The following is a 26,279-nucleotide window of genomic DNA, read 5'->3' as shown; positions in this document are numbered from 1 at the left end:
CTAATGTACTCAGCCTTGGATGTTATTGTTCCCTATCGGAAATCAAAAATAACGATCGCGCTAATTAATATCAACCATCAATTCACCATCAGCTTGTAACTCATTGAGACGACGATATAACCCGCCACCCGACAGCAACTCCTCATGAGTCCCAATTTCAGAAATTTTTCCTTGATCTAACACCACAATCTGATCGGCTTCGCGGACAGTGCTGAGACGATGAGCGATAATAATTAAAGTGCGAGTTCCCAGCAGCGATCGCATTGCCATTTGAATGGATCGTTCTGATTCATAATCTAAGCTGGAAGTGGCTTCATCAAACACCAGCACATCCGGATCAACCACTAACGCCCGCGCAATCCCTAACCGTTGACGTTGACCCCCCGATAAGCGAACGCCTCTTTCTCCAACGACGGTAAAATAACCATGAGGCAATTCAGGTAAAAACTCATCCACACGGGCGGTTTCACACGCTGCTTCTACTTCGGAAAAACTCGCTTGCGGATTCCCATAAGTTAAGTTATCCAGTAAGGTCCCGTTGAAGATATCCACTTCTTGGTGCACGATCGCGAGCCGTCTTCGGTATCGCGCCACATCTAAATCCCGCAAGTCAATATCATCAATGGTAATTGATCCCTGATTCGGTTCAAAATAGCGGAATAACAACTTCGCAAGGGTACTTTTCCCCGATCCGGATCGCCCCACCAGCGCAACGGTTTGATAGGGTTCAATCTGAAAGTTAATATCTTGGAGAACCGGACGTTGGGGATCATAGCCAAAACTCACATGATTAAAGGCGACTTTCCCCGTAAATTGATAAGGATTCTCACTGGGTAATTCTAAGTCAAGACGGGCTGCTTCTGGACTGGAGGGAATCTTCGCAAACTCATGAAACCGTAACATTGAAACATAGCGACGGGCAAACATTTCCGCTAAGTTACTAATTGGAGTTAGTTCCGCATACGCCATACTCGCTACCGTATAGGTAGTGACAAAGTGTCCGAGAGAGATATTCCCCTGTAACGTTGGAATCAGCGTCAACACTAACACCGCAAATAAGCTACTTTGCACCACAGTACGCTGTTTGGTACTGAGACGGACATAACTGCGATGAATGCGATACAAAACCACTTGTAGTTCTCTCTGGAGACGTTGGCGTTGGCGTTCCATCTCCTGTCCTTCTGTGGCGAAGGCTTTGACGGTTTTAATATTGGTGATAATCTCTGAGGTGCGACTATCAGTGTTCTCCATGTAATTTTCGAGAACCGCTTCCCGTTTCACAATTTTCTGTAAATCACGGATGCTGTAGAGGAGAATCCCCAGAAAAGAAATGGCAAAAACGATCGCGATGCGCCATTCTATCAACGCGATCGCGACAAAAATTCCTGCAACTCGCGCTAATTTCGGAATCAATTGTCCCGCAATATCAGGGTAAGTCCAAGTATGATTCGCTAATCCTCGCGTTACCCGTCGTGCAATCCGACCTGGGTTGTTTTCGTCGTAGAATTCAAGGGGTAATGAGAGAATCTTTGCAAAAATACTTTTAGCATTTTCCTGACGCGCCCGTAACGGAATCGCCCATTGAAACCACTCAGAAAGCCACGGTTGCAGCGGCGATCGCGCGACAGTTGCTAGAAAAATCATCCCTAGCAAAATCGCTAAGGATAAGGTGGGGGTTGCACTCAGATTCAACAACTGAGAAATAAACGCTGTTAAGCCCTCAATTGCGCCATCTAAGGGCTGTTTCGCCAGTACGTTAAGAATTTGCCCGATCGCGTAAGGAACGACTAAATCAAGGATTTCAAAGGCACTGGCTGCAGCGATACTGAGGAGGGAGATCCCCCAAAACGAACGATAATATTGAACGACATCCCGTAAAGAAGCCATAGTGGTAAGGAAAGTCTAACTAGAAGATTTGTCTAAGGTTGTCTTCGCCAAGACTTGTTTGGCATCCGCAGCATCGACATAAACATAGAGATTAGGGACGGTTTTTCCTTTGCGTTCAAATTCAATTAACTTGGTTTGGCGAACATTGTAATTATCTTGCAGTTCATCAAGAGAATCATACAGGTTGCGAACAGCTTCGCTTTCAGTTTCTCCTTCATGGAATAAGCGACCATAATTGGGTTCGACCACCACTAAGTTAGTGCGGGGAACCGGTTTAACAAAATAGTCTTGGCTTTCATTTTCTGCGGAACTTGGCAAGTTTAGACTGATCAGGGTTGCTGTCACTAGCGCGATCGCGATGAATAAAAAATGACTGTAACGTTGCATCCGCTCTAACATAATTCCCCCAGAGACGATTTAAGATTATTTTTAGGTGTCTGTTAATCAATATTAAGTTTGGTAAATTAATTTGTAATGTGTCTCTAGATAGAGGTGGGTGAACTATCTCTCACCCCAATCCATGTCTAAGAAAAATCAACCCATTTGATGATCTCCCTTGCTCTACACCATTTCGGCTCTCCTTCCGATTCTTTCGATCTTATTGCTGTTAGTCCTTGCCAAACAACCCGCACCAATTGCAATGCCAATTGTTCCGCTATCGCTGCTCAAAAAGCCTGGTTTGAAGCTGGACAACAATGATGATCGGCTGTGATTCCTTTAACCAGTGCAGTTGCGATGGCGCAAGTTTTTATTGGTACGGGAACCAATGAATTTGATCTTCCTAGTATGCCCGTTTATCTGGCGGATCAGGCAGCAGCACTGTTTACCGAAGGGTGGTCTTGGTGTGCCTTGGGGGATTTCTCTCGGGTAGTGTTACAGTCAGTAATTTCATGTTTTCTTGATTTCAGTTTGGGGTTGCCGAACAAACTCACCTCCCAGTTGATGTGATCCTTGCTCGACAAACCGTGGGGGCTTCGGCAGGAAATATGATCTGTGTCTCCAATGTGGTTGCTGCTGCTGCAACAGTTGCTATGATTGGTTGCGAAGGCTTATTGATTCGGCAGTTGCTACTGCCCACAGCTTATTACGCGATCGGAACTGCTGTGATCGGTTATTTTCTGATCTGAATCCAGCAATGCAACCAAGATTCCCCTAGAATCTGTACGCATTGATCCCAGACAGTGTCAAAATAGACATATTGCGAAGGAGTTAATGAACTATGTCCTCTCGTCCTCATCAACGTTCCATTCATCCTAAGATCAGTAGTATGCCCCGTAAACAATCGGAGGCAACCACTCATCTCGAAATTTATAAAATGAGTGTGGAAAAACATCGTTTGCAACAGGAATTAGAGAACTTGAAAAGCCGAGAAAAACATATTGTCAAACGCTTAACAGAGATTGAACGGCAAACGGAGGCTTTAATGAAACAAGTTCATTCTCCTCAATTGTCTTCCGCAGCAAAAACACAAGAAACGAGCCATTCAAAGCCTTTAGAAAGTAGTTTTGAATTTGAACAAGTTTATGTTGAATATTGAAGTTTTTTCCAGATCGGGAGAAGCTGTAAGAGCAATCCTTGATTCTGAAACGATTGGGTTTCTTGAGCGGTTGCGAAACAACAGGATTAATTTTTGAAGACTGACATTCTGATTAATGACAAGGAGTAAATTCATGACCAACATTGTTTCTATTCACTCTTATCGCGGAGGGACTGGCAAGTCAAATGTAACAGCCAATCTTTCTGCTGTTCTTGCGAAATCGGGAAAACGAGTTGCAGTTGTTGACACGGATATTCAGTCCCCTGGAATTCATGTTTTATTTGGGTTTGATGATGAAGATATTCAAACCTCCTTAAATGATTATGTCTGGGGAAAACTACCCATTTCACAAGTATCTTATGATGTCACTAGGGTTTTGGGTCAAGCTAAAACTTCCTCAACAGGTCAACTTTATTTAGTTCCTTCGAGTACGAGTACAGAAGATATTGCGCGGGTTTTACGAGAAGGTTATGATATCGAATATTTAAGTGAAGGTTTGCAAGCCTTAGCCGAAGAACTGAATTTAGATTATTTGTTAATTGATACTCATCCTGGCTTGAATGAAGAAACCCTTCTCTCAATCACCATTTCTGATACGTTAGTGCTGATTCTACGCCCCGATAGCCAAGATTATCAAGGAACTGCGGTAACGGTAGAGGTGTCTCGCAAGCTACAAGTTCCCCAAATGTTTATGTTGGTCAATAAAGTACCAACAGCATTTGACCTCGATGAGTTAAAAGTCAAAGTTGAAGAAACTTATAATGTTGGGGTTGCTGGGCTTTTGCCTCATTCTGATGAGATGATGATGTTAGCCAGTAGTGGTTTATTTACCGTGCAATATCCTGACCACGAGCTTAATCAAGTGTTTGAGAGTGTGGCTCGACAAATTCTGTAGGGAAGGCGCGATCGCGCAAGGAGAAGGGCTATAGCACTACTTGGAATACGTCAACTACCGTTTTGAGGGCAATCGATGCTTTTTTCTTACTTTTTGACGAACGATCTCCCCATCTCCCCACAGGCGAGTTGATTTCAAAAGCATGAAACGACCCTGCGCCTTGCGGGGGGTGGAGTGTCAATCCCTCTCTGAAAGATGTGGGTTAATTACTCGGAATATTGTAAGCAATCCCCAGTAATAATCCGAATTCCGTGTCGTCATTAACAAAGCCAATATTTAAGCCAGCATTAGCCGTAAATTGACGAGAAACTGGAATATCTAAACCAGCAGTAACTAACGCGCCCAAATCATCTTCTGATTCATCATCGGTTGTAAAGAAAACTCCCCCGCCAACATAGGGCGTTAAAGCAAAAGACTCTTCAGTAACGGTGACATCTTGAGCCGTAAAGTCATAGGTGACAGGAACTAAAATAACCGCATTTTCTCCAATCACTGCACCAGGGCGGAAAGAAATGTTGGGAGCAATTTTAATTCTGCCGTTAACTGCAAATTCAGTGTTACCTAGAGCAGTGTCACCATCTAGCCCTAGATTTAAGCCCACGCCAATATAATTGGGGCTCACCGGTTCACGGCGGACGCTTCTAGGACGACGGCGGACTTGCGCGACCTGATCGTCAGTTGTTGCTTCTTGATCAGAGATCTTCGTGTCTTCTGTGAGGAGACTGGCTTGAGTGCTACCGACACCGGGTGCAGGTGCAGGTGATTCTGCTTGGACTGATAAACTATTTCCTGTCCAAACCAAAGGGGTTAAAAATAATGCTAGAGAAAAAGATTTAGCTGAAATCATAGGTTTAAGTGCCGTTAATCGTTATTTTCTAGAGAAACAAGTGAGATTGCTCTTGACAATCCGCTTATACTCCACTAATTTAACATTTTCCTCTGGAGAGGCTTGCTTATTTTTTCCCTTGCACCACTTGTAAACTTCCTCCTGCATAAAAGGTTTGCTGACAGTCTTTAAATCCGATCGCGCTCAGTTTCTCAGATAAATTAATTTTGACAAACTCCCAGGCGGTTTCGGTTTCAAATAAAGTCATAAAGATCGCTAACCCCGGCACAAAAATCGGATTGTGCGGTTGATGCAAGTCGATACAAGCAAAGATTCCCCCCAGTTTCAAAACTCGATAGACTTCCGTTAAGATTTGGGTTAGTTGTTTGGGTGTCATTTCATGTAAGGCAACGCTGGTTTGCACCAAATCAAAACTTGCACTTGCAAAAGGGAGTTCTTCGGCTAATCCTTCCACATAATTCGCCTCTGGAGCGCGTTTTTTTGCCCGTTCTAACGCCAGTGGTGAGGCATCTAACCCGGTGACATGGTGAGAATATTGCAGCAGAAATTGGGTGGTTTGCCCTGCCCCACAGCATAAGTCTAAAATTTGGCTATGCTGGTCAAGGTTTAATCCTTTTAACGCCAGTTGTCGGAAGCGGGCTTCTCCGCCGACAGCTAAAGCAGACAGTTGCGCGATCGTGTCATACAACCATTGATATTGATAACTCCATTTCCGTAGAATAGTCGCCACAGATTTAATCTCCTAGATATTAAGCTGATGCTTGTTTACGAATCAATCGTTGCACACTCCCCAAAACTGGATTAAACTCATAGCCCTTTTGATTGGGGTTTTGTAAAAAGGCTTGTTGTTCTTGTTCAATCATGGCCACATCTTGACGCACTAACCCATCTAACAGCTTTTGCGCTGAACCAAAGAGGGCATTTTTCAAGCCACGACGAAACCAAACGGGGAGTTTATGCAGTCGCCAAAACGCATTTAAAGAAGTAAAGTGAATCAGATAAGCGCGAGTGGCGGTTTCATGAATGGGAGAAAAGAGACAGTAGATTTTGAAATCCTCCCCCAACGTCGAAACCCAATGGGGATAGATATAGCTTACCGTTAACGGTTCTGGGTGCAGTTGCCGTAAACTGGGGAAAAACAGTTGTGAAATCGACCAAATTTTATCAATTCGGTAATAACTCTGGGCGTTGTAGTAGCCGTGAACTTGGCTGTCATCTTCCTCGATATTTTCTAACTTAGCATCTGTCCAGGCTTGCCAATCTTCATGTAAATGCCCATGATACATATCCATCAAGTTTTCAATGAGATAAGAATAGTGGGCTTGAGTTTCAATCACAGAAACGGTTGCAATATAGTTGAGATGATCCCATTCAGGAACTTGGAAACGGGGAACGGTTGCGGTTTCATCCCCCAGAAAGACCCAAATAAAGCCATCTCCTTCTTGGACGGGATAGACACGAAGCTGACAGGGGGGTAACTTTTGCTTCTCTGTTAAATAAGGAATCGAAACACATTTTCCCTCAGCATTAAATTGCCAACCGTGATAAGCACATTCTACGCGATCGCGCTGGAGTTTCCCCTCACTGAGTCTCACAAAACGATGGGGACAACGGTCTTCTAAAGCGCAAACTTGTCCATCACTTTGGCGGTAGAGAACAATCGGTTGTTTCCATAGGGTAACCGCATAAGGGTCTGTTGTCACTTCGCTGCTACGGGCGACCACATACCAATGATTGGGATTAATTCCTACTTCACGCACTGAGTCTGTCATTGTTTTTACTATTTTTCTATTTTGGGAGTCCAAAACTCCAGATCATTAAATCTAGAGAAGTCTCGGTAATCTAATGTCCAGACGGGACAATTTAAGGTGCGGGTGAGGATAACAATTGAAGCATCTTGTAGCGTTCCTTTCCATTGGGGGATGGAACTGACTAGCGCGATCGCGTCTTGAATATCCATTAATTCAAAGGGAACAATAGAAACTGCTTCTTCTAGGGCAATTAACTGGTTTCTAGCAACGCGATCTCCAAGTCTTTGTAATAGCAATTTGTGGACTTCACAGAAGATCGGAAAAGAGGTATAAAGTTCATCACCTTCAGATATGATTTGTTGATATCCCCTTAAGCAGTTTTCATGTTCAGAATCACTCCGACTGAAAATAGCAATAAAGGGTCCTGTATCAACCACTAACTTCATTAGTGATACTTGTCTTCATTGGTAGAAGCATCAGCAGGGAGTTCCACACTTCCTGCGACAGCAAGCAGTTTAGAAGGGTCTTTAGGACGAATCACCTGCTTCAATCCTTTTTGAGCAAGGCTAGACCAGTTTTCTTCGGGGTGTTGATTGAGATATGCCTCGATTTGTTGGGCTAACTCGTCGGGTAAATGAATCGTTCGTTTCATCGGGAGGGGGTTGTACTTTGGTAACACCTCTAAGATAGCACTTCCCTCTCAAGCCCGTGGGAGACTAGAGGGACAAAAAGACCGCTTTGAATCTAAATTGTAAAAATGCCTTCTGGTTTCACCGAAAATAATTTACGCTGTTGTAACCCTTGTTGATCTAAGATGGCATTGGCTGCTAAAAAGCCACTACTCACCGCCCGTTCCATTAAGCCACAAGGGAAAGGCATTTTCACCCAATCTCCAGCAAAGAAAAGATTAGGAATGTCAGTTTCGGTTGCTGGACGGTTGGCATAGCTACCAGGAGGATAACCAGAGAAGTTCTTTTGATTGACGAGTTCGCGATGCAGCATGGTGGCGTTGGTTAGTTCGGGAACAATTTCGTAAAGTTCCGCCTCGAAGGTATTTAGCAAAGTGGTTTGATCGGGAAACTCTTGTTCGGGATAGCAATAGGCATGAAGTTCAACCACACTTCCCCCAGTTTTTTCATGCCACGCAATGTATTCAGTTTGGATACGATGATACAAGCAAATGCTATCGGTGAGATGATAGCCAGAGAGAGAGGCAAAATTACTGTGTTCCCATTCAAAATCTCGATCAAACCAGAATCTTCCCACTGCAAAGGGATCAGCAACCGCAAGTTCGTTAATTTTTGTGGTTTGTTCAGGGTTCATCTCGCCTTCAGCAAGAGAAAATAAATGTTTCACCCCTGGAACATCTGTGGCGAAGACAAAATAATCCGCGACTAATTTCTGTTCACCCTGATCATCGGGGTTCATTCCCACTAACTGAATCGCACTATTTTTCTGTTGAATCACTTGCAAACGGGGTAAATCTTGTTTCGCAGGACCACTGAGAACTTTACCATCTGCTGCAAATAATGACCCATGACAAGGACAGAGGAATTGTCCATCGGCTTGGCGTTTGACGGTACAGCCTTGATGAGTACAAGTTAGGGAAATGGCTTCGGTTGCTTCTTTTGTGGAGAAATAAACGTTATCTCCTGCGCCATAGTAACTAACCTTTTCATCGCTAAGATGCGGATTTTTTTCCACCCAGAAACCCGCTTTCGGTTGCGCGGTTCCTTTCTGGTAGTTGAGAGAGGTAATTTTTCCGTTTTGACAATGAATTTTCGTCACTTCCGCTTCCGTGACGATGGTTCCGCCCTTATTTTGGATAGCTTGAGAAATGGGTTGAACAATACTGGTTCCCATATCGTCATTCGTCCCATTAAACGCGAGTCCTTCGGGGTTACCAAAGAAGTAGAAGTGGAAAAATTGCATTAGTTCCCCAACACTGAGTTTATTCGGTGCATTAAGACTTGATTTGGCAAAGGGAAGAAAGTATAAATCATATAAGCCACGGGGAAAACTTCCTTCTACCCAGTCGGAAACAGCAATGTTGTCTAACCGTTTAAAGGTGTCGGGAATATGAAATCCGCCAATTTCTCGGAAGACTTCCCAATGTTTGGGATCGGTGAGATCGATTCCCCAGCGCAGGCGGTTAGAAGAGGAAATAGCGAGATCAACAATATTCCAGGGAAATGCGGAATGATTGGGACGAAATACTTCGGGGTTATATTCGCCATCTCGGAAGACGACAGAATAAAACTCAAGGGAATGTAAATTATCTATGGCGTTGAGTTCTTCTAAAAGCTGATTAAAGTTGTAATATTGCGGGAAGAAGCCGTGGAAGCCGTGTTCCATGCGGAAGGTTTCTTCTCCCACTTGAATGTCCCAACTAGCAATTTTTCCGCCAAGTTGCGGGGATTTTTCTAATAGCGTCACTTCAAACCCCCGCTGGCTGAGTTCATAAGCACAGGCTAAACCCGCTAAACCTGCACCGACCACAACCACACTTTTTTTCTGTGATGAGTACCGAGGAAGTTCCAGATTAATGGTCTGCGCGATCGCGGGCTGGGGTTTCACTAAACGAGAGTAACCCAGAACACCTGTTACCGTTCCGACTCCTAACAGTTGTAGCAGTCTGCGACGAGAAATTGACGAAAGAAAAGGAAAGTTAGATGATTGACGTTGATCCATAAAAAAACAGAAGCGATAATTCCTCACACAATGAAATATTGGCGCGAGACGATAGCAGTTGCCCAGCGCATTTTATTAGAATTAGGACGACGGCGACGCAGTTTGATTTTTTGGGGCATCTTCCCGATTACAATTTTGCTGCTTAATGGCGTAATTTTGGCCGATCGCGCAAATTTATCCACAGCAGAAGCGTTTACCAATGCTGCGCCAGTCACCCTGGTGGGGGCAGCCCTTTTTTTTAGTTGCTTGGGGGGAAGCGTGGCGACGGTGGTGGCGGAGAGAGAACAACATACCTTGAAACGTCTCTTTCTCTCGCCGTTAAGTGGCTTCTCCTACTTTCTGGGGATTTTTGTTGCCCATGCTTGTATTGGATTGGGTCAAGGGATATTAGTTTATTGTGTTGGTGCATTTCTGGGTGTCCGTATTGAACAGCATTTGTTATTAGGATTATTGGTTATTTTAATGAGTATTTCGGCTTATGTGGGTCTGGGCTTCATTTTAGGGACTCAGTTGGCTCGTCGAACCGAAGATGTTAATGCGCTTGTGGCTGCATTTGGGGTTCCCTTACTTATTTTAGGGGGAACATTTCTTCCTGCTTCTCTGTTTCCTGAAAGTTTGCTTAAGATTGCAGCATTTAACCCCATTTATCACATGAACGAGGCGTTATTAGGACTTTGGGCGCAAGGGGAGCCCCTCAGTGATTTACAATCTCATTTAGGCTTTCTGGTGGTGTTTACGCCGTTGATGATGGTTGGGGGTTGGTTGTCTTATCAGGGAATGCTACGACGGGAAAGGAGACTGTAGGCGGTGCTGAAGATTGAGGGGTTATGTAAGGCGTATGGATCGCGAGAGGTGTTGCGGAATCTCTCGTTAACTGCCTATCCAGAGGAAGTTTATGGGTTATTAGGTCCCAATGGGGCGGGGAAAACAACCACGATTAATATTTTATGTAATTTATTGTTGCGCGATCGCGGGACGATTGAGTTCAATCAACAACCGATTTCTGAACAAACCAAAGGTTTAATTGGCATTGCACCGCAAGAAAACTTACTTTATAAAAGTCTTTCTTGTCAAGAAAATCTCAATTTTTACGGTCAATTATATGGCTTAAATCGCAAGGAAAGAAAAGCAAGAATTAACTGGTGTTTAGAAGCGGTTCAACTGCGCGATCGCGCCCAGAGCATTGTCTCAGATTTAAGCGGAGGAATGCAACGCCGACTTAATATTGCAGTCGCTTTAATTCATCAACCTAAACTTGTTATTTTAGATGAACCAACCACTGGCTTAGATATCGAAACTCGTTATGAAATCTGGGCTTTAATTAACCATTTACGAGACTCGGGAATGACCATTCTCTTAACCACGCATCTCTTAGATGAAGCAGAAAAACTCTGTCAACGGATTGGCATTCTCAAAGCGGGAGAAATTATTGCGGAAGGAACATTAGAAACTCTAAAAAAAGTGATTCCCGCAGCCGAAATTATTACCCTTCAAACCAAAGAAGAAGACCAAGCCATCGCACGGGGAAAAGCCTTAGGTTATACCCCGCGCCGTTACGGAAATGACCTAGCCTTTTGGCTTCCAGAGTTACAAGATTTTCAAACAATTGTTGATGCTTTTTCAGGAATTCCCCTTGATGCTTTAACCCGACAACCGATTCGTTTAGAACATATTTATCTCGAAATTATGCAGCAGTCTTATTAAAAATTGATCATTGATCTATCGGTTGTAGCAGTTCTAATTTATTTCCTCCGCTTCGCCCTTGCAGATATTTTTGCTTTATTCCATCATGGAGAGATATGTTGCTTGTTAAAAGGATAGAGAACATTGTAACGATTCCGTCATCTTTTACCCAGTCGCTGGTTCGGCTACTTAGTTTTAGGATTATTTTTACCCTTATTATTTAGTATTGCTAATGCCCAAACTCAAACTAATACCACTGATAACTCATCGATCGCGCTTCCTGCTTCTTAATCTTTAACTAAAATAGAGAGAATTGTTCTTGTTCTAATTTTTCTTTTTGACTTGTAGCACTTTTAAATCTTAATAGTGATTCTTCATAATACGTTGGATTGATTTCAAAACCAATATAATTTCGATGCAGTTGCTTGGCTGCTACTGCGGTTGTTCCACCACCCATAAATGGATCTAAAATCAGCTGATGTTCTCGCGTCGTCAGTGTTATCAAATATGCAATTAAATCCAGAGGTTTTTGGGCTTCGTGAATCCGCTTTTCGTCTTTTCTAAAACTAAACTCTAGTAAATTGGTTGCTTTCTGTCCATTTTCGACACAAGCATCAATATTAATTGCTCCTACTTCATTTTCGAGGAGATTATCTGTAATTGTTCCACCAATTTTATAGGGTTTCATCAACCATAAAATGGGCTCCCAAATCGGTGCTAAATTTCCTAAACGCCATCCTTCCCATTTTTCGGCTTCTGCTTCCATTCCTCTTTTTTCTAACACACCACTCACTCGTTGCGCCCTGTGGTGAGCCGTTGATTTTTTCCAAGCTAAAATATCCTTAAGTAAAAAACCGCTATCTTCAAAGGCATTAATCGCGCGGTGGATGGTTCGTCTTGCGCCAAAAATAAACAAAAATGATCCGTTTTTCATTTTCGGATAAACAAATTCTGCCCAACTTTGACACCATTTTTGATATTCTAAACCGATATTGCGATCTGCTTGTGACCAACCATTAATCGGTTTTCCTCTTCTCTTAAACCCTGATTTTCCTTCTTGCGCTGGCGATTTTCCAAGTAATGCAGAATTGGTGTTATTATGCAGAACATCCCAATCGTCTAAACTAATCCCATAAGGAATATCAGATAATAATAAGTCGATGCTTTCTGATTCTAAATTAGGAAGATGGTCTAAACAGTTTCCAAGCGTAATTTTATTTAAATATTGATCATTCATATAAGTTATAAAATGTCTAACAATCCATGACTAGCAACTGAATTTACTGCTTTAGTTTTATTGTCTATTTTATTAATTTTAATAAGTTCTTGTATTGCTTCTTCCTTTGACATTCTCATAATCCGCTCTCGTTCTTGTGATAAAAAAAAGAATAGCTTCTTCTTTAGAAATACAAATAGATTCTATAGATGCTTGTTTTTCATCTTTCCATATATTACTTAAACTTTTGTCTGAATCTAAAAAAATACGATTAACAACTTGCCAATAATTATTAGCATTCTTTGATGGATTCATTGCTTCTACTGATTTGAAAACTTCTTGAAGCAAAACCATAGCTTGATTTTGACTAATAGTTTTTGCATAACGAACTAAAACAGCAAGGTGGGTATAGGTTGCTATAAAAACTGATCGGGTTGCAGCTTGTTGATAAATCTGACTACTTCTAGCAGGGAGTTGATAAACTGGACAAACCAGCATAGCATATGGTTTACCATGTTTCCAGTTATCTAAGGCTTGAACTTTAAAGTCTTTCTGATTTTTTGCTGTCCGACTTAATCTAAATGCTTTTGCATCCGCCACAAAACTATATTCTTGATTAACACATTCAACATCGGCTACACCTGACCGTTCTTGTAATACTAAACTGTTAAAACCGATTGCAGTAAACGCTTGATGTATAACAACATCAGTATATTTAGAATAGAGTTTTTCCTCAGTAGTATCATGTCCATATTTTTCAGGTATGACTCCACACAAACGCAAATGACCTAATAAGGCTTCTATTCCATCTAATTAAATTTCTTGAGCAATTTCTTGTTCAACTTTTTGTGAATCCTCTCCAAAATTACCACTAAGATGGCTAATTTCATTAATCCAATAACTTCCCTTTTCACGTTGATAATCCGTAACAATTTCAGCATTCATGCTAACTCAGAATTATGTTATTAGGTGAATATTTTATTACTATCAAAGAGGAACAGATGTTTCTTGATCTTACGCGATCGCGCTTTCTTGGTCTAAAGATGCTCTCAATTCTCCTAACCAATTAATTAAATTATCTAACTGTTGTTGAGTTTTTAAAACTCCTAAACCCCGCACTGTAACTTTTCCTTTGCTGTAAATAAAACGGGAAGCAATGTGCTTCGGAAGATGTTCTTGTAGGCGTTTCCAAGCGGGTTCTTCCATTGGTGTTTCTAACGCAACGTGCTGTTTTCCTTCTGGTTTGATGCGAGAAAAACCGAGGGATTTGGTGATTTGTTTGAGTTCCATTACCTGTAATAATTGTTGAACCGGTGCAGGTAATTCGCCATAACGATCGCGCCAATCTTGTCGGATTTGATCCAGTTCTTTCTTACTACTCGCCATCGTTACTGTGCGATACGCATCCATTTTTTGATCCATATCGGTGATGTAATGATTGGGAACAAAAGCGGTTAATTTCAGATCAATTTGCGTGTCATCCACTTGCGGAATATCTTGTCCTTGGACTTCCTGAATCGCTTCTTGTAACATACTCATATATAAATCGAAGCCCACTGCATTCATTTGTCCCGACTGTTTCGCACCGAGTAACTCGCCAACACCCCGAATCTCTAAATCGCGCATCGCCAGTTGATATCCTGAACCGAGTTGGGTAAACTCTTGTAGTGCACGGAGTCGTTTTTTCGCAGTATCGCTGAGACTACTTTGCTTGGGGTACAGTAACCACGCATGGGCTTGAATCCCCGACCGTCCCACACGCCCTCGCAGTTGATACAGTTGCGATAAACCGAATTTCTGTGAATCTTCCACAACAATGGTATTCACCCGAGGAATATCTAACCCAGATTCAATAATCGTCGTACAAACGAGGATATCCGCATCGCCATTATTGAAGGTTAGCATGGTGGATTCTAATTCTGCTTCCTCCATTTGTCCGTGCGCGATCGCGATCCGTGCGCCAGGAACCATTTCCCGTAATTTTCCCGCCGTTTCTTCAATTCCTTCCACCCGCGGAACCACATAAAACACTTGTCCCCCGCGATCCAATTCATTGCGAATCGCCGTCCGAATCGCTTCCCCATCATAAGGGGATAAATGGGTTTTAATGGGACGACGGGATGGCGGTGGCGTGGTAATTAAACTCATTTCCCGAATCCCAGAGAGAGACATATATAGGGTTCGCGGAATCGGGGTTGCAGTTAAGGTGAGAACATCCACTTCCGTTTTCATAGATTTAATTTTCTCTTTCTGGTTCACCCCAAACCGTTGTTCTTCATCTACCACCAACATTCCCAAGTCTTTATATTTGACACTCTTATTTAAAAGTTGGTGGGTTCCCACAACCACATCTAATTCCCCTGTAGAAAGCCGTTTCAAAATATCTTTTCGTTCGTTAGCAGTCCGAAAACGATTGAGTAAGCCAATATTAATCGGATACGGCGCAAATCGTTCTTTGAGGGTGTGATAATGCTGTTGGGTGAGAATCGTGGTGGGTGCGAGAAATGCTACCTGTTTCCCTGACATGAGAATTTTAAAGATCGCCCGAATTGCGACTTCCGTTTTCCCAAAGCCCACATCACCACAAACTAAGCGATCCATCGGTAACTCACTTTCTAAATCTCGTTTCACATCTTGAACCGCTTTTAACTGGTCGGGTGTCGCTTGATAAGGGAAAGAATCTTCTAATTCTTGTTGCCAAGGGGTATCCTCAGGATAGGCATAACCGGAAAGCTGCGATCGCTGCGCGTATAAATTGAGTAAGTCAATGGCAACTTTTTTAACCGCTTTCTCGACCTTATTTTTGGTATTTTGCCAGGCTTTCCCTGACATTTTATTCAGTTGCGGTTTTCCTTCTCCCAAATGGCGGTAACGAGAAAGAGATTCTAAACTATCGGCGGGAACTCTTAACAAGCCATCCGCGTACTCAACCACCAGATATTCTCGGGTTTCCCAACTTTCTAGTTTGAGGAATTTTCCAACCCCATGCTGACGGTGAACCACATAATCCCCGGGACGCAGTTTGTTGAGATCAACTTGCTTAGATGCAGCCCTTCGGCGTTTGCGAATATAACTAGGTGTGGTTAAAACGTGCTGTCCAAAAAATTCTCTGTCAGTGACAACTGCAATACGAAAGGTGGGAAGAATAAAGCCTTCCACTTCCCCTAACCCCGAATATTTCACCGCAACGGCTGTTTTTTCACGCTGTAACTTTTCAATCGCAGGATAATCGCGGGGATTGGGAACAAATTGCGCGGGACAATCGTGTTCTTGGAGTAAGGAAACCGATCGCGAGGGTTGGGCGGAAATAATCCAAGTGTCATAATTTTCTAGGGTCATCCCACTGTAGATTTCTCGCTTTCCTCTCACAATTTCCGCCAGTTTCGCAAACTGATGCGGGGTAACGGGAAGCGGACGACTGGCGAGATTGACTCCCGAATCATTTTCTTCAGTTATTTCTGAAAAGTGAAGTTGATAGAAGACTGCTGCATCTTCTAAACAGGTTTTGAAATCTGCATGAAGTCGAGGAAGATCAGGATTACTTTCTTGATATTGATCTTCAGTATGTTCTAAAGCGCGATCGCTGTGGGCTTGACATTGTTCCGGTTCATCCACCACAACCAGGGTATTTTCTGGAAGATAATCCAGTAAAGAAGCGGGTTCGGGATACGCCAAGCCTAAAAAGCGGTGCATCCCATCGGGATAATTTTGTTCTTGAAACTGACTTTGTTCTTCCTCAGACAGATAAGAATAAAACCGATCTAAATTTCCTTGTTCGGTTATTCCTTTTGCAATCAGAGGGGAAAAGCTAGTCGGGGTTAGTGTGAGGCTTTCAATTTGATCTAAAGATCGTTGACTCACTGGATCAAACTCGCGCAGTTGTTCCAGTTCATCCCCAAACCACTCTAAGCGAATCGGAAGTTCAGACGCAACGGGAAAGATATCCACTAAATCCCCTCTGCGAGTCCATTGTCCTTCCGTTTCCACTAAAGAAACTCGTTCATAACCTAATTCGGTGAGGCGATGGTCAATGGTTTTGCTATCGAGAGACATTCCCTTCTCAAAGGAAAGACAAATCTTTTCAAATACCGCTTGTGGCGGAAGATGCGGTTGTAAGGCTTTTTCTGTCGCGACAATCGCCGTGGGTTTTTCTGGCTGTTGCTGAAGCGTTAATAAAACTTGGATTTGTCCCCAAATCATCTCCGATTCTGGGTTAAACGGTTCGTAAGGCGTGGCTTCCGACGTAGGATAAAACTGTACGGTTTCCCAGTCCATGCTTTGCAGTTGGGTCGCCCACCGTCCCGCTTCTTCTAAGGTGGCACAAATAACGAATAAATGGGAGGTTTCTGCTTTGTTAAGGGACTGTTGTGCAAATGCAGAAGCCATTAATCCCTTCGGTAGCCGTGGGATTCCAGTTAGTTTCAGGGTGTGGTTGTTAACGAGGTTTTGGCGAAGTTCTTGGGTTAAGCGCGATCGCGCTAGAGTGCGAATAACTGAAGCAAAAGCCATGAACGAATCAACTCTAAGTAGGATCTCGTTCTTAATTTTAAGACCTTCCGATAAATCACCATTGATCGATAAAATATCTCAATCGTGTCATCCGTCATCAGCCAGTTCAGTCACCACTGCAATCGAACTTAGTCTTTCAGCAAGGAGTCCCGAGGGGCAAAACTCTGAATTTCTTGCAGTTTTCGATAGAGTTCCTTTTCTTCTGCTGTCGGTTCAGGGGGGACAACAATTTGAATTTCAACCAGTTGATCCCCGCGTTCCCCATCTACAGGATAGCCTTTATTCGCTAAACGCAAGCGTTGACCTGACTTCACCCCAGCAGGAATTGCCATTTCCACTAAGCCATCTAAGGTGGGAACTTGAATCGCTTTCCCTAAAACGGCTTCACTGGGAGTAACGGGAACGCGACAGAAGACATCTTTATCTTTGAGTTTAAAGAAACAATGGGGCGCGATCGTAATCGTTAAATATAAATCGCCTCCGCCTAACCCTTGTCCGCGCAGGCGCATCTGTTGACCATCAATCATTCCTGAGGGCATATCAATTTCTAAGGAACGCCCATCTTCTAAACGAATGCGCTCTTTTCCGCCACGATAAGCCTTTTCCAGAGGGAGTTTTAATCTCGCTTCTACATCACGGGGACGTTCTTTGGGCGAACGGGAGGGGTCTGATTCCACTTTATAAGCGGTTTTACGAGTTCCAGGGCGATAAGCACTGCCATCATCTTGAGGAACACGACGGGAGGTTTGCGTTTGCGTTGTTCCCGTTTGACGTTGGCTTTTTTTACGGAAGGTTTGTTCCACAAAGCGATTAAAGTCAGATCCATACCGACCATTCTCGGTTGCAGAACTACTCTGGCGTGTTTTCGGATTCGCTGTTTTACTGCGACGGCGAGTTTTGGGGTTACGCTTATTGAGTAATTCATCATACTTTTCCCGTTCTTCGGGGTCGCAGAGTACGTCGTAGGCTTCCACTAAATCTTTAAAAGTTTCTTCGGCTTGTTTATCTCCTGGATTGAGATCAGGGTGATATCGACGAGCCAGACGACGATAAGCTCGCTTGATTTCTTCCACTGTTGCTTCAGGGGAAACGTCTAAGAGTTCATAGTAATTGGGAAGATTTGGCATAGTTGAGGCAAGCGACCCTTAGTGAAATTTAAAACCAATCATCATCTTCTTCGTCCCAATCATTTTCATACTCAAAGGGACGACGACGGGAAGAAGAACGGCGGGGGGGACGACGCTCATATTCATCTTCTTCATAGTAATCGCGATCGCGCTCATAACGAGGACGACTGCGGGGGCGAGAGTTCATAGATTCACGACGATAGGGAGGAATGCGGTCATCTTCTTCATCCCCAAGGAAAGTCCGTTTAATTGAGCCAAAGAGATCATCATCTTCATCTTCGTATTGTAAGCGGACTTCTCGATTTAACTCATACAGGGCATCTTGTAAGTCAGCTTGAGCGCGATCGATTCCTCGTTCATCATCACGGGCTAAACTTTCTCGTAATTCTTCAATGAGGGCTTCAATACGACGACGGTAGTAACTGGCAAATTGTGTCCCAAAATCAAGAGCCACTTCTTTTAAGCGACGTTGTGCGCTATCGGCGAGGGCTTCGGCGCGGTTGCGTTTTTCAACTCTTTCTTTCCGTTCTTGGTCAATGCGACTATGTTCAGCAGCATCATTTAACATCCGATTAATTTCGCTTTCGGAGAGGGTAGAAGCTCCCTGAATGGTCACACTTTGCTCACGCCCAGTGGTTTTATCCATGGCGGTCACATTTAAGATTCCATTGGCATCTAAATCCAAAGAGACCAGGATTTGGGGAACGCCTCGCGGTGCGGGAGGAATCCCCGTTAGCTTAAATCGTCCGAGGGATTTATTTTCCGCAGCCATTTCCCGTTCCCCTTGCAAGACATGGACTTCTACCATGGTTTGATTATTTTCGCTGGTGGAGAAAACATCCGAACGGCGGACGGGAATCGTGGTATTGCGGGGAATCAGTTTTTTCATCACCCCACCAATGGTTTCGATGCCAAAAGAAAGGGGACTAACATCTAACAAAAGAACGTCTTTCACTTCTCCAGCGAGAATTCCCGCTTGAATCGCAGCCCCCACCGCAACCACTTCATCAGGGTTAACATTTTGGTTCGGTTCACGACCGATTAAGTTTCGCACCATGTCTTGCACCATGGGAATGCGAGTTGATCCGCCCACTAAAACCACTTCATCAATATCATCAGGGCGTAACCCTGCATCTTTAAAGGCGCGTTTCAGGGGACGGCGTAACCGTTGCATGAGATCCTCACAAAAGCCTTCAAACTGCGATCGCGCTAGTTGGGTTTCAATATGCTTCGGACCACTTTCACTGGCGGTAATAAACGGTAAGTTAATTTCCGTGATTCCGACACCAGAGAGTTCAATTTTTGCTTTTTCTGCTGCTTCTGAGAGGCGTTGTAGGGCTTGCCGATCGCGCCGTAAGTCAATCCCTTCTTTCTCTAAAAACTCTTCCGCGAGCCAATTAACAATTTTCTCATCAAAATCATTTCCCCCCAGTTGCGTATCCCCACTGGTGGCTCTCACTTCAAAAACGCCATCGCCGACTTCTAAAATAGAAACATCAAACGTTCCTCCGCCGAGGTCAAACACCAGCACCAGACTATTTTCTTCTTGATCTAACCCATAAGCGAGGGCTGCTGCGGTGGGTTCATTAAGAATTCTTAAGACATCTAACCCTGCAATGCGTCCTGCATCCCGTGTGGCTTGGCGTTGGGAATCATTAAAATAAGCAGGAACAGTAATCACCGCTTCCGTTACGGGTTCTCCCAAATAACGGCTAGCATCTTGCACCAATTTCTGTAAAATCCGTGCTGAGATTTCTTCGGGTGCAAATTCTTTTTTCAAACGAGGACAACGTAATTTGACATTCCCCGCATCATCGCGACGAATGGTGTAGGGAACTCGCTTACTCGCAGGGCTTAATTCGGCGTATTTCCGTCCAATAAAGCGTTTGACCCCAAAAAATGTATTTTGCGGGTTTAAAACGGACTGTCGCCGTGCCATTTGACCCACCAAGAGTTCCCCATCCTTGTTAAAACTAACGACAGAGGGGGTTGTCCGTGTTCCTTCTGCATTGGCGATGACCAATGGCTTCCCGCCCTCGGTTATAGAAACAACTGAGTTGGTAGTGCCTAAGTCAATCCCGACAACTCTCCCCATGAGACTCCCCTGACAATTATCTGCAATGCGAACGAATCAAGTTCGGATTATATTGTATCGAATTGTTGCGCGATCGCGCTTTCTAGAAACGGAGAATCCTAACTCTAGAACTCTCCTGATCCCAATTTAGCGTTCAACTTGGGCAAAAATTTCATCTAAAATCGCTTGTGCGCCTTGTTCTCGCACTAACTGCGCCAAATCATAGCCGATTTTTTCATGTTCTGCGCGATCGCTGCTGACAGTATCCTTTAAGAGTTGCTGACCATCGAGACTGGCGACCATTCCCGTTAAAGTTAACTGCTCCCCTTCAATGAAACTATTTACACCAATCGGCACTTGACATCCGCCTTCTAACTCTCGTAAAAAGGAACGTTCGGCGAGAGTGCAATCGCGCGTGTCTGGGTCTTCAATGGCTTTTAACAAGTCTAAAATCCGACTATCCCCTTCGCGACATTCAATCCCTAACGCACCCTGTCCCACCGCATGGAGAGACACTGCACTGGGAATCGCTTGCGAAACGCGATCGCCCATTCCTAAGCGTTGCAGTCCAGCAACGGCAAGCACTAAGGCATCATAGTCTCCATTATCTAATTTTTTCAACCGAGTGTTGAGATTTCCGCGCACATCTTTAAATTCAAGATAGGGGTAATGATACCGCAATTGCGCCAAGCGACGGAGAGAAGATGTTCCCACCACCGCGCCTTCGGGGAGGGTTTGGATCGTATAGCCCTGATACTTTTCATTTAAAACTAAAGCATCAGCAGGATTCTCCCGACTGGTGACACAGCCTAACATTAATCCTTCTGGCAATTGGGTGGGTAAATCTTTTAGGGAATGAACCGCTAAATCCACATCTTGATTCAGCAATCCTAACTCTAATTCTTTAGTAAATAATCCTTTATCGCCAATTTTCGAGAGGGCGACATCGAGAATTTTATCCCCTTGGGTACTCATGGCTTCAATTTCAAATTGGTGATCGGGAAAATGCTTTTGCAGTTCGTCCCGCACCCAATGGGTTTGTACCATGGCGAGATTGCTTTTCCGTGTCCCAATGCGAACAATTTTGCTGCCAGAAGAAGTGGTTGCTGTCATTTTAAGTTGAAATTATATTGAATCCGTTTTTTTATAGTTGTATCCGATTCATTATCCCTGATCAATTATGGCTTGAGCAATTACTAATAGCCGTTAGCATTGAAATCTAAATCATAATTAAACTCAACTCGATGCACTTTTGTTTCAAAGCTACCATCGGGATAGAACCACAAGAGGCGAAACCCTGGTTTTTTTTCATCGAGGGCAAATGTTTCTGAACTGGGCTTAAACTGGATGGAACTGGAAGGACTAGCTAAATAACAAACCCCTGCGCGATCGCGCTGAAAGTCTTGATGGATATGACCAAACAACACTAAGCTAACGTGATGATGGCGATCTAACACTTCAAACAAATCATCTGGATTTTGCAAGGTACTTTTATCCAGCCAATGAGAATCCACTAAAAAGGGGGGATGATGTAACGCGACCACGGTTGGACTGTTACTGGCTTTTTTCAGTTCCCTATCTAACCAAGCCAGAGTTTCTTTACTAAGATACCCATAAACTCGCCCTGGTACTGCGGAATTAAGGAGAATAAAGTGCCAACCGCTATATTGGAATGATTTATCTCCGTAAAGGGGAGGATTGTTCAGGGCTTTTTCCATGAGATGGAATTGATCATGATTTCCAGGAAGCCAATAGGCTGGAATATTGAGTTTGCTGATTTGTTTGTGTAATCTTTCGTAAGAAGCGAGGGTTTCGTCTTGAGAGAGATCACCAGTTAAGAGTAAGCAGTGGGGTTTAGGGATTAAGTTTTGGATTTCCTCAATGACCACTGCTAATGAGTTGGCGGTGGGTAAACCCAACAATTTCCCCTCGGATGAGGCTAGTAGATGAGTATCGGTAATTTGAGCAATAATCAGTGGGGAAATATCCATTATTAATGTCTAGTCAGGGCTTAAATCATGTTGGTAAATTGAGTTATAAGCAAGGATTATTCTTGATTTTTAGCTGCATTTAATTGTGATACTAAGTTCTTATGAGGAGCGACTAAGGCTCGATCATAGTTTGCAAAACACTCACAATAGTTTCAGTTTAACTTGCCAAAATGGCAAGAGATAAATCAGAAAATCTTATTCTAATTATGCACTGACTCAATGACTGTTTTTAAGGTTTCCATTCCCGCTTCTACTTCTGCTGCAGAAATAATCAGTGGGGGGACAAATCGCAAAACTTTTGGTCCAGCTGGTGCAACCAATAATCCTTGTGTCATAGCTTCTTTTACAATTGTAATTGAAGTCAGGTCAGTTTCCGAATGAATTTGTAAGCCATTAATTAAACCCCATCCCCGCACTTCCGTAAAAGTATCGGGAAATTGTTGCGCGATCGCGCGTAAATGTTTCCGAATTTGTTCGCCCCGTGCGATCACATTAGACAAAATATCCTCTGCTTCTAACGTCTGTAAAACGGCTAATGCGGTACGACAAACTAAAGGATTCCCGCCAAAGGTACTGGCATGATCGCCACCTGTAAAAACTTGACAAAATTCTTTACACAACATCGCCCCCATGGGGATTCCTCCCGCTAAACCTTTCGCACTGGTGAAGATATCGGGTTCAACGCCTAAGTTTTCATAACCCCAATATTTCCCACTGCGTCCCACCCCAACTTGCACTTCATCAAAAATTAAGAGGATTCCTGTTTCATCACAAATTTTTCTTAAACGGAGAAAATAATCTAAATCTCCTGGACAAACCCCTCCTTCTCCTTGCAAGGGTTCAATTAAAATAGCAGCAATGCCTTGTTCTGAATATTGCGCGATCGCGTTTTCTAATGCAGTGATGTCATTGTAGGGAACATAGGCAAATCCAGGGACAAGCGGTTCAAAATTTTTCTGGTATTTGGGTTGTCCTGTCGCGGTAATGGTGGCGAGGGTGCGCCCGTGAAAGCTGGAATGGGCGGTGAGAATCACTGGATTTTCAATCCCACGAACCGTGTGGGCATATTTTCGGGCGAGTTTAATTGCTGCTTCGTTGGCTTCGGCCCCAGAATTACAAAAGAATGCGCGATCGGCACAAGAATGCTCCACTAGCCACTGGGCGAGTTCCCCTTGTTCAGGAATATAGTACAAGTTAGACACATGATGCAATTTTTGAATTTGCTCGGTGACTGCTTTAATAAGGGTGGGATGAGCATGACCGAGGGTACAGGTGGCAATTCCAGCAACCAAGTCTAGGTAACTTTTGCCGTCTGTATCCCAGAGTGTGCAGCCTTTTCCTTGCGCGATCGCGATGGGAAAGCGTCCATAAGTGGACATCACGTATTGGTCAAACTGTTGGGGATTGAAGGTGGCTTGAGAATTGTCTAAAACGGTTTCTGGACTCATTAAATTGGTTATTTGTTATTCGTTATTTGTTATTCGTTATAGCGTATCAGTTGTTTGTTGATCCGCCCCCACTAGAAATTAATCACAATGTATTCATTTGATCAAAATTATCGACGGTTACAGCAACAGTTAGTCGGAGGAGGAATCACCTTAGGCGGGGTCTTTTTTGTCGGCACTGCTTGGTATCACTTTGTTGAACAGTGGAGTTGGTCAGAAGCTGCTTATATGACTGTGATCACTCTCTCCACCGTTGGTTTTTCCGAAGTCCGTCCTTTACCTGAACGTTCGCAACTGTTTACCATTGGCTTGATTGCAGCAGGTTTAATTACGATAGGCTATATTGTAAATCGTTTCACAGAAGCGATTATTCAGGGCTATTTTCAAAAAGGCATTCAACTGAGGCAAAGAAGACGCTTGATTGATTCACTCACTTCTCACTATATTGTTTGTGGTTTTGGGCGCATGGGGCGACAAATCTGTCGAGAGTTTCAGGCGGAGTCGATTCCGTTTGTGGTGGTTGATAAATCCCCAGAAAAAGTGGAAACGGCTCGTAATGCCAATTATCTGGCGTTGGAAGGAGATGCGACCCTTGATGAAACTTTGGTTGAAGTGAAGATTAAAGATGCGCTTTGTTTGGTTGCTGCCTTGAGTTCTGATGCGGAAAATCTCTACACTATTTTATCGGGTAAAACCTTAAATCCGAAAGTCCGCGCGATCGCGCGAGCCAATACCGAAGAAGCTGTACAAAAACTGCAACGAGCAGGGGCTGATGCGGTGGTTTCCCCTCATATCACAGGCGCGAGACGGTTAGCTGCTGCAGCCCTCCGTCCGCAGGTGATGGACTTTGTCGATGGGATTTTAGCAGGAACAGAAGGCTCTTTTTATATTGAAGAATTTCTCCTTGATCCCTCTAGTTGTCCTTGTGTGGGACACACCTTAAGTCAAGCACGATTAAGGGCGCAATCAGGGGCTTTAGTCCTTGCGATTCGCCGTGCTGATGGAACTTTAATTGGTGGTCCGACGGCGGATGAAATTTTACAAGCGGGAGACTTGCTGTTTTGTATGGGAACGGCTGATCAATTGCGCCAGATTAATCGTATTTTAGATCCCAATCGGAGTGCTTCACCACGCACCCCGAAAGACAAGGAAAAATAACAGAAATTTAACCGCGAGTTCTTTCAATGTGTTCCATAATCCGTTTTTTGCGGGAATTCATTTCACTCGAACTTTTATTTGGACTGGAAAGAAAGTCTGAGGTCTGGGTTAAGTGGTCAAAAATACGCCGTTTTTGATCGGGAGAAAAAGTCGCCATAGTTGGGATGAATTAGCATTAAATCTTGTCCAAGTCAATTCTAACAACTGATTCTGGGAATTGTGGTAAATGCTTGGTTAAATTTGAGCCTAGGAATTAAGAATCTTCACTTTGTGTTCTTTCTTGCCAACGTTTTAGTCCTAAAATTAAGATCACTCCCATTAACGCCCCTCCCAAATGAGCAATCCGATTAATCCCATCGACTCGGTCTAAATTTTGTAACTCAAATAAAACCCGTTGTAACACAAATTGTCCTAAAATAATCACTTCTAATAATCGTCGCCAGTGCCAACCTAATTTTAGTAACACACTAACGGTAAATAAACCGAAAACCGCACCAGATGCACCTAAAGAAACAACATAACTGGGTTGAAACATCAAGCTCATTAAGTTTGCTCCCAAGCCACAGATCAAATAACTACCAACAATTCCCATTACTCCTTCTTCCTCTTCTACTAACTTGCCAAACAAATATAAAAAGAAAAGATTGCTGGATAAATGTTGCCAGTTTGCATGACAAAACATCGATGTAATGAGTTGATACCAAGCAACATCGTCATGATCTAAATAAAAGGTATCAAAGAACTGCAAACTTATTGTATGATCGAGGATGAAAATAATAAAATTAATGGCAAGTAAAGCGAATAAACCATTATTTTTGTTGGCGCTAGGATGATCGGGAAAGGTTTGATTGGTTAGCCCTCTTTTTGGTGAATTCGATAAAGGCAGCTTCCAGTTTTTAAGGATTTTGAGCCAAGAGTGAAAGCAGTAAGGTTGCTTACGTTTTTTGATAAAAGGTTGATAACGCGATCGCGCTTGTGAAAGCTGTTCTTCTAATACATTACGGTCTCGATAAAATAGATCAATATTCTCTTTAATGACCTTAAGCTGACGCTCTAGATTTTGTTTTTGTTCTAATTTTAATTGTTTGGCTTTTCTAATCTTTTCAAGAGTGAATTGATCTTTTCTTTCTAACGCTGTATCTTCATAACTCTGAACACTACTATCACCAAGACTCGCAAGGACATGGTTGAGTTCTTCTTGATACAGTTTTTGTTGTTCTTGTTGTTCAGCGATTTTAGTTTTTAAGTGCGCTAATAAACTCTCAATTTGTTTGATAATTTTTTCCAGTTCTTTTTGGGGGTGCTTGGCTGATTGAGTGACCTGATCAAGATTTAACTGGCTTAATTCTCTGATTTTCTCGGAAGCTGTCATGGCTGATTGAAGGGATTGGACTCTTTCTAGTTTATCCAATTAGATGTAAGCGATCAAAATAGATCCGTAACAGATTACGCTAAGATCAGCCCTTAT

Annotated in this window: 26 protein-coding genes; 7 read left to right on the top strand and 19 right to left on the bottom strand. The window is 43.3% G+C overall.

Features of this window, described 5'->3' with window-relative positions; all coding sequences use genetic code 11:
* Window positions 1-60: 60 nt before the first annotated feature.
* Together PCC7418_RS13185 and PCC7418_RS13180 are read right to left on the bottom strand one after the other, a co-directional pair.
* Window positions 61-1,887 (bottom strand): ABC transporter ATP-binding protein, encoded by a 1,827-nt coding sequence (locus tag PCC7418_RS13185; RefSeq protein ID WP_015226683.1) that lies wholly within the window; start codon window positions 1,885-1,887, stop codon window positions 61-63.
* Between the two features lie 15 nt (window positions 1,888-1,902).
* Window positions 1,903-2,286 (bottom strand): hypothetical protein, encoded by a 384-nt coding sequence (locus tag PCC7418_RS13180; RefSeq protein ID WP_015226682.1) that lies wholly within the window; start codon window positions 2,284-2,286, stop codon window positions 1,903-1,905.
* A gap of 309 nt (window positions 2,287-2,595) precedes the next feature.
* Here PCC7418_RS13180 and PCC7418_RS13175 point away from each other — a divergent pair, with 309 nt between their 5' ends.
* The 4 genes from PCC7418_RS13175 (at window position 2,596) to PCC7418_RS13160 (ending at window position 4,319) form a co-directional block, all read left to right on the top strand.
* Window positions 2,596-2,835, top strand: a complete 240-nt coding sequence (locus PCC7418_RS13175; protein ID WP_041596266.1) for a hypothetical protein — start codon at window positions 2,596-2,598, stop codon at window positions 2,833-2,835.
* A complete protein-coding gene (locus PCC7418_RS13170; protein WP_041596265.1) occupies window positions 2,832-3,014 on the top strand; it encodes an L-lactate permease in 183 nt (60 codons plus the stop codon). The genes PCC7418_RS13175 and PCC7418_RS13170 overlap by 4 nt, the downstream gene beginning before the upstream one ends.
* A gap of 92 nt (window positions 3,015-3,106) precedes the next feature.
* Window positions 3,107-3,424: a hypothetical protein gene (locus tag PCC7418_RS13165; protein WP_015226681.1), complete on the top strand. Its 318-nt coding sequence runs from the start codon at window positions 3,107-3,109 to the stop codon at window positions 3,422-3,424.
* Between the two features lie 133 nt (window positions 3,425-3,557).
* Window positions 3,558-4,319, top strand: a complete 762-nt coding sequence (locus tag PCC7418_RS13160) for a MinD/ParA family protein (protein WP_015226680.1) — start codon at window positions 3,558-3,560, stop codon at window positions 4,317-4,319.
* Between the two features lie 202 nt (window positions 4,320-4,521).
* Here PCC7418_RS13160 and PCC7418_RS13155 read toward each other — a convergent pair whose 3' ends face one another.
* The 6 genes from PCC7418_RS13155 to PCC7418_RS13130 all read right to left on the bottom strand — a co-directional run bounded on the left by PCC7418_RS13155 (window position 4,522) and on the right by PCC7418_RS13130 (window position 9,608).
* Window positions 4,522-5,166, bottom strand: coding sequence for a hypothetical protein (locus PCC7418_RS13155; RefSeq protein ID WP_015226679.1), 645 nt, complete (start codon window positions 5,164-5,166; stop codon window positions 4,522-4,524).
* Between the two features lie 106 nt (window positions 5,167-5,272).
* Entirely contained in the window at window positions 5,273-5,896 is a 624-nt protein-coding gene (locus PCC7418_RS13150; protein ID WP_015226678.1) for a class I SAM-dependent methyltransferase, read from the bottom strand.
* A 19-nt stretch (window positions 5,897-5,915) separates the two neighbouring features.
* A complete protein-coding gene (locus PCC7418_RS13145) occupies window positions 5,916-6,938 on the bottom strand; it encodes an aromatic ring-hydroxylating dioxygenase subunit alpha (protein ID WP_015226677.1) in 1,023 nt (340 codons plus the stop codon).
* Between the two features lie 8 nt (window positions 6,939-6,946).
* Window positions 6,947-7,363 carry a type II toxin-antitoxin system VapC family toxin gene (locus PCC7418_RS13140; RefSeq protein ID WP_015226676.1) on the bottom strand — a complete coding sequence of 139 codons (417 nt, stop codon included), beginning with the start codon at window positions 7,361-7,363 and terminating at the stop codon, window positions 6,947-6,949.
* Entirely contained in the window at window positions 7,363-7,569 is a 207-nt protein-coding gene (locus PCC7418_RS13135) for a hypothetical protein (RefSeq protein ID WP_015226675.1), read from the bottom strand. The genes PCC7418_RS13140 and PCC7418_RS13135 overlap by 1 nt, the downstream gene beginning before the upstream one ends.
* 92 nt (window positions 7,570-7,661) lie before the next feature.
* Window positions 7,662-9,608: an FAD-dependent oxidoreductase gene (locus PCC7418_RS13130; protein WP_015226674.1), complete on the bottom strand. Its 1,947-nt coding sequence runs from the start codon at window positions 9,606-9,608 to the stop codon at window positions 7,662-7,664.
* A gap of 30 nt (window positions 9,609-9,638) precedes the next feature.
* Between PCC7418_RS13130 and PCC7418_RS13125 the strand changes: the two genes are divergently transcribed.
* Window positions 9,639-10,412, top strand: coding sequence for an ABC transporter permease (locus PCC7418_RS13125; protein WP_015226673.1), 774 nt, complete (start codon window positions 9,639-9,641; stop codon window positions 10,410-10,412).
* Between the two features lie 3 nt (window positions 10,413-10,415).
* Window positions 10,416-11,312: an ABC transporter ATP-binding protein gene (locus PCC7418_RS13120; RefSeq protein ID WP_015226672.1), complete on the top strand. Its 897-nt coding sequence runs from the start codon at window positions 10,416-10,418 to the stop codon at window positions 11,310-11,312.
* 277 nt (window positions 11,313-11,589) lie between these two features.
* On the opposite strand, the gene PCC7418_RS13115 is transcribed toward PCC7418_RS13120, so the two are convergent.
* The 10 genes from PCC7418_RS13115 to PCC7418_RS13080 form a co-directional block, all read right to left on the bottom strand.
* Window positions 11,590-12,528, bottom strand: coding sequence for a site-specific DNA-methyltransferase (locus tag PCC7418_RS13115; RefSeq protein ID WP_015226671.1), 939 nt, complete (start codon window positions 12,526-12,528; stop codon window positions 11,590-11,592).
* A gap of 5 nt (window positions 12,529-12,533) precedes the next feature.
* Entirely contained in the window at window positions 12,534-12,641 is a 108-nt protein-coding gene (locus PCC7418_RS21380; protein WP_396275369.1) for a hypothetical protein, read from the bottom strand.
* Window positions 12,607-13,290 (bottom strand): HindIII family type II restriction endonuclease, encoded by a 684-nt coding sequence (locus PCC7418_RS13110; protein ID WP_216086641.1) that lies wholly within the window; start codon window positions 13,288-13,290, stop codon window positions 12,607-12,609. The genes PCC7418_RS21380 and PCC7418_RS13110 overlap by 35 nt, the downstream gene beginning before the upstream one ends.
* A gap of 30 nt (window positions 13,291-13,320) precedes the next feature.
* Complete coding sequence (locus tag PCC7418_RS21150; protein WP_255348259.1) at window positions 13,321-13,452, bottom strand: hypothetical protein; 132 nt, start codon at window positions 13,450-13,452, stop codon at window positions 13,321-13,323.
* Window positions 13,453-13,521: 69 nt separating this feature from the next.
* On the bottom strand, window positions 13,522-17,016 hold the full coding sequence (mfd, locus tag PCC7418_RS13105; protein WP_015226670.1) for a transcription-repair coupling factor: 3,495 nt from the start codon (window positions 17,014-17,016) through the stop codon (window positions 13,522-13,524).
* A gap of 128 nt (window positions 17,017-17,144) precedes the next feature.
* Window positions 17,145-18,143, bottom strand: a complete 999-nt coding sequence (locus PCC7418_RS13100; RefSeq protein ID WP_015226669.1) for a DnaJ C-terminal domain-containing protein — start codon at window positions 18,141-18,143, stop codon at window positions 17,145-17,147.
* Window positions 18,144-18,171: 28 nt separating this feature from the next.
* Complete coding sequence (dnaK, locus tag PCC7418_RS13095) at window positions 18,172-20,238, bottom strand: molecular chaperone DnaK (protein ID WP_015226668.1); 2,067 nt, start codon at window positions 20,236-20,238, stop codon at window positions 18,172-18,174.
* A 126-nt stretch (window positions 20,239-20,364) separates the two neighbouring features.
* Window positions 20,365-21,330 (bottom strand): hydroxymethylbilane synthase, encoded by a 966-nt coding sequence (gene hemC / locus PCC7418_RS13090; RefSeq protein ID WP_015226667.1) that lies wholly within the window; start codon window positions 21,328-21,330, stop codon window positions 20,365-20,367.
* Window positions 21,331-21,413: 83 nt separating this feature from the next.
* On the bottom strand, window positions 21,414-22,208 hold the full coding sequence (gene cpdA, locus PCC7418_RS13085) for a 3',5'-cyclic-AMP phosphodiesterase (protein WP_015226666.1): 795 nt from the start codon (window positions 22,206-22,208) through the stop codon (window positions 21,414-21,416).
* Between the two features lie 200 nt (window positions 22,209-22,408).
* Window positions 22,409-23,656 carry an aspartate aminotransferase family protein gene (locus PCC7418_RS13080; RefSeq protein ID WP_015226665.1) on the bottom strand — a complete coding sequence of 416 codons (1,248 nt, stop codon included), beginning with the start codon at window positions 23,654-23,656 and terminating at the stop codon, window positions 22,409-22,411.
* A gap of 87 nt (window positions 23,657-23,743) precedes the next feature.
* Here PCC7418_RS13080 and PCC7418_RS13075 point away from each other — a divergent pair, with 87 nt between their 5' ends.
* Window positions 23,744-24,811, top strand: coding sequence for a TrkA family potassium uptake protein (locus PCC7418_RS13075; RefSeq protein WP_015226664.1), 1,068 nt, complete (start codon window positions 23,744-23,746; stop codon window positions 24,809-24,811).
* A gap of 253 nt (window positions 24,812-25,064) precedes the next feature.
* Here PCC7418_RS13075 and PCC7418_RS20085 read toward each other — a convergent pair whose 3' ends face one another.
* Entirely contained in the window at window positions 25,065-26,183 is a 1,119-nt protein-coding gene (locus PCC7418_RS20085; protein ID WP_015226662.1) for a rhomboid family intramembrane serine protease, read from the bottom strand.
* Window positions 26,184-26,279: the final 96 nt, after the last annotated feature.

Origin of the sequence: Halothece sp. PCC 7418 (assembly GCF_000317635.1) — a bacterium.
In the GTDB taxonomy this organism is placed as follows: domain Bacteria; phylum Cyanobacteriota; class Cyanobacteriia; order Cyanobacteriales; family Rubidibacteraceae; genus Halothece.
Note: the sequence above shows the minus strand (reverse complement) of the source record. Positions and strands in the feature narration are given on the sequence as shown.

Bases quoted from the DNA above. Each gene is read 5' to 3' on its own strand.
- PCC7418_RS13185 (WP_015226683.1), bottom strand. From the start codon at position 1,887: ATGGCTTCTTTACGGGATGTCGTTCAATATTATCGTTCGTTTTGGGGG.
- PCC7418_RS13180 (WP_015226682.1), bottom strand. From the start codon at position 2,286: ATGTTAGAGCGGATGCAACGTTACAGTCATTTTTTATTCATCGCGATC.
- PCC7418_RS13165 (WP_015226681.1), top strand. From the start codon at position 3,107: ATGTCCTCTCGTCCTCATCAACGTTCCATTCATCCTAAGATCAGTAGT.
- PCC7418_RS13160 (WP_015226680.1), top strand. From the start codon at position 3,558: ATGACCAACATTGTTTCTATTCACTCTTATCGCGGAGGGACTGGCAAG.
- PCC7418_RS13155 (WP_015226679.1), bottom strand. From the start codon at position 5,166: ATGATTTCAGCTAAATCTTTTTCTCTAGCATTATTTTTAACCCCTTTG.
- PCC7418_RS13145 (WP_015226677.1), bottom strand. From the start codon at position 6,938: ATGACAGACTCAGTGCGTGAAGTAGGAATTAATCCCAATCATTGGTAT.
- PCC7418_RS13140 (WP_015226676.1), bottom strand. From the start codon at position 7,363: ATGAAGTTAGTGGTTGATACAGGACCCTTTATTGCTATTTTCAGTCGG.
- PCC7418_RS13135 (WP_015226675.1), bottom strand. From the start codon at position 7,569: ATGAAACGAACGATTCATTTACCCGACGAGTTAGCCCAACAAATCGAG.
- PCC7418_RS13130 (WP_015226674.1), bottom strand. From the start codon at position 9,608: ATGGATCAACGTCAATCATCTAACTTTCCTTTTCTTTCGTCAATTTCT.
- PCC7418_RS13125 (WP_015226673.1), top strand. From the start codon at position 9,639: ATGAAATATTGGCGCGAGACGATAGCAGTTGCCCAGCGCATTTTATTA.
- PCC7418_RS13115 (WP_015226671.1), bottom strand. From the start codon at position 12,528: ATGAATGATCAATATTTAAATAAAATTACGCTTGGAAACTGTTTAGAC.
- PCC7418_RS21380 (WP_396275369.1), bottom strand. From the start codon at position 12,641: ATGTCAAAGGAAGAAGCAATACAAGAACTTATTAAAATTAATAAAATA.
- PCC7418_RS21150 (WP_255348259.1), bottom strand. From the start codon at position 13,452: ATGAATGCTGAAATTGTTACGGATTATCAACGTGAAAAGGGAAGTTAT.
- mfd (WP_015226670.1), bottom strand. From the start codon at position 17,016: ATGGCTTTTGCTTCAGTTATTCGCACTCTAGCGCGATCGCGCTTAACC.
- PCC7418_RS13100 (WP_015226669.1), bottom strand. From the start codon at position 18,143: ATGCCAAATCTTCCCAATTACTATGAACTCTTAGACGTTTCCCCTGAA.
- dnaK (WP_015226668.1), bottom strand. From the start codon at position 20,238: ATGGGGAGAGTTGTCGGGATTGACTTAGGCACTACCAACTCAGTTGTT.
- hemC (WP_015226667.1), bottom strand. From the start codon at position 21,330: ATGACAGCAACCACTTCTTCTGGCAGCAAAATTGTTCGCATTGGGACA.
- cpdA (WP_015226666.1), bottom strand. From the start codon at position 22,208: ATGGATATTTCCCCACTGATTATTGCTCAAATTACCGATACTCATCTA.
- PCC7418_RS13080 (WP_015226665.1), bottom strand. From the start codon at position 23,656: ATGAGTCCAGAAACCGTTTTAGACAATTCTCAAGCCACCTTCAATCCC.
- PCC7418_RS13075 (WP_015226664.1), top strand. From the start codon at position 23,744: ATGTATTCATTTGATCAAAATTATCGACGGTTACAGCAACAGTTAGTC.
- PCC7418_RS20085 (WP_015226662.1), bottom strand. From the start codon at position 26,183: ATGACAGCTTCCGAGAAAATCAGAGAATTAAGCCAGTTAAATCTTGAT.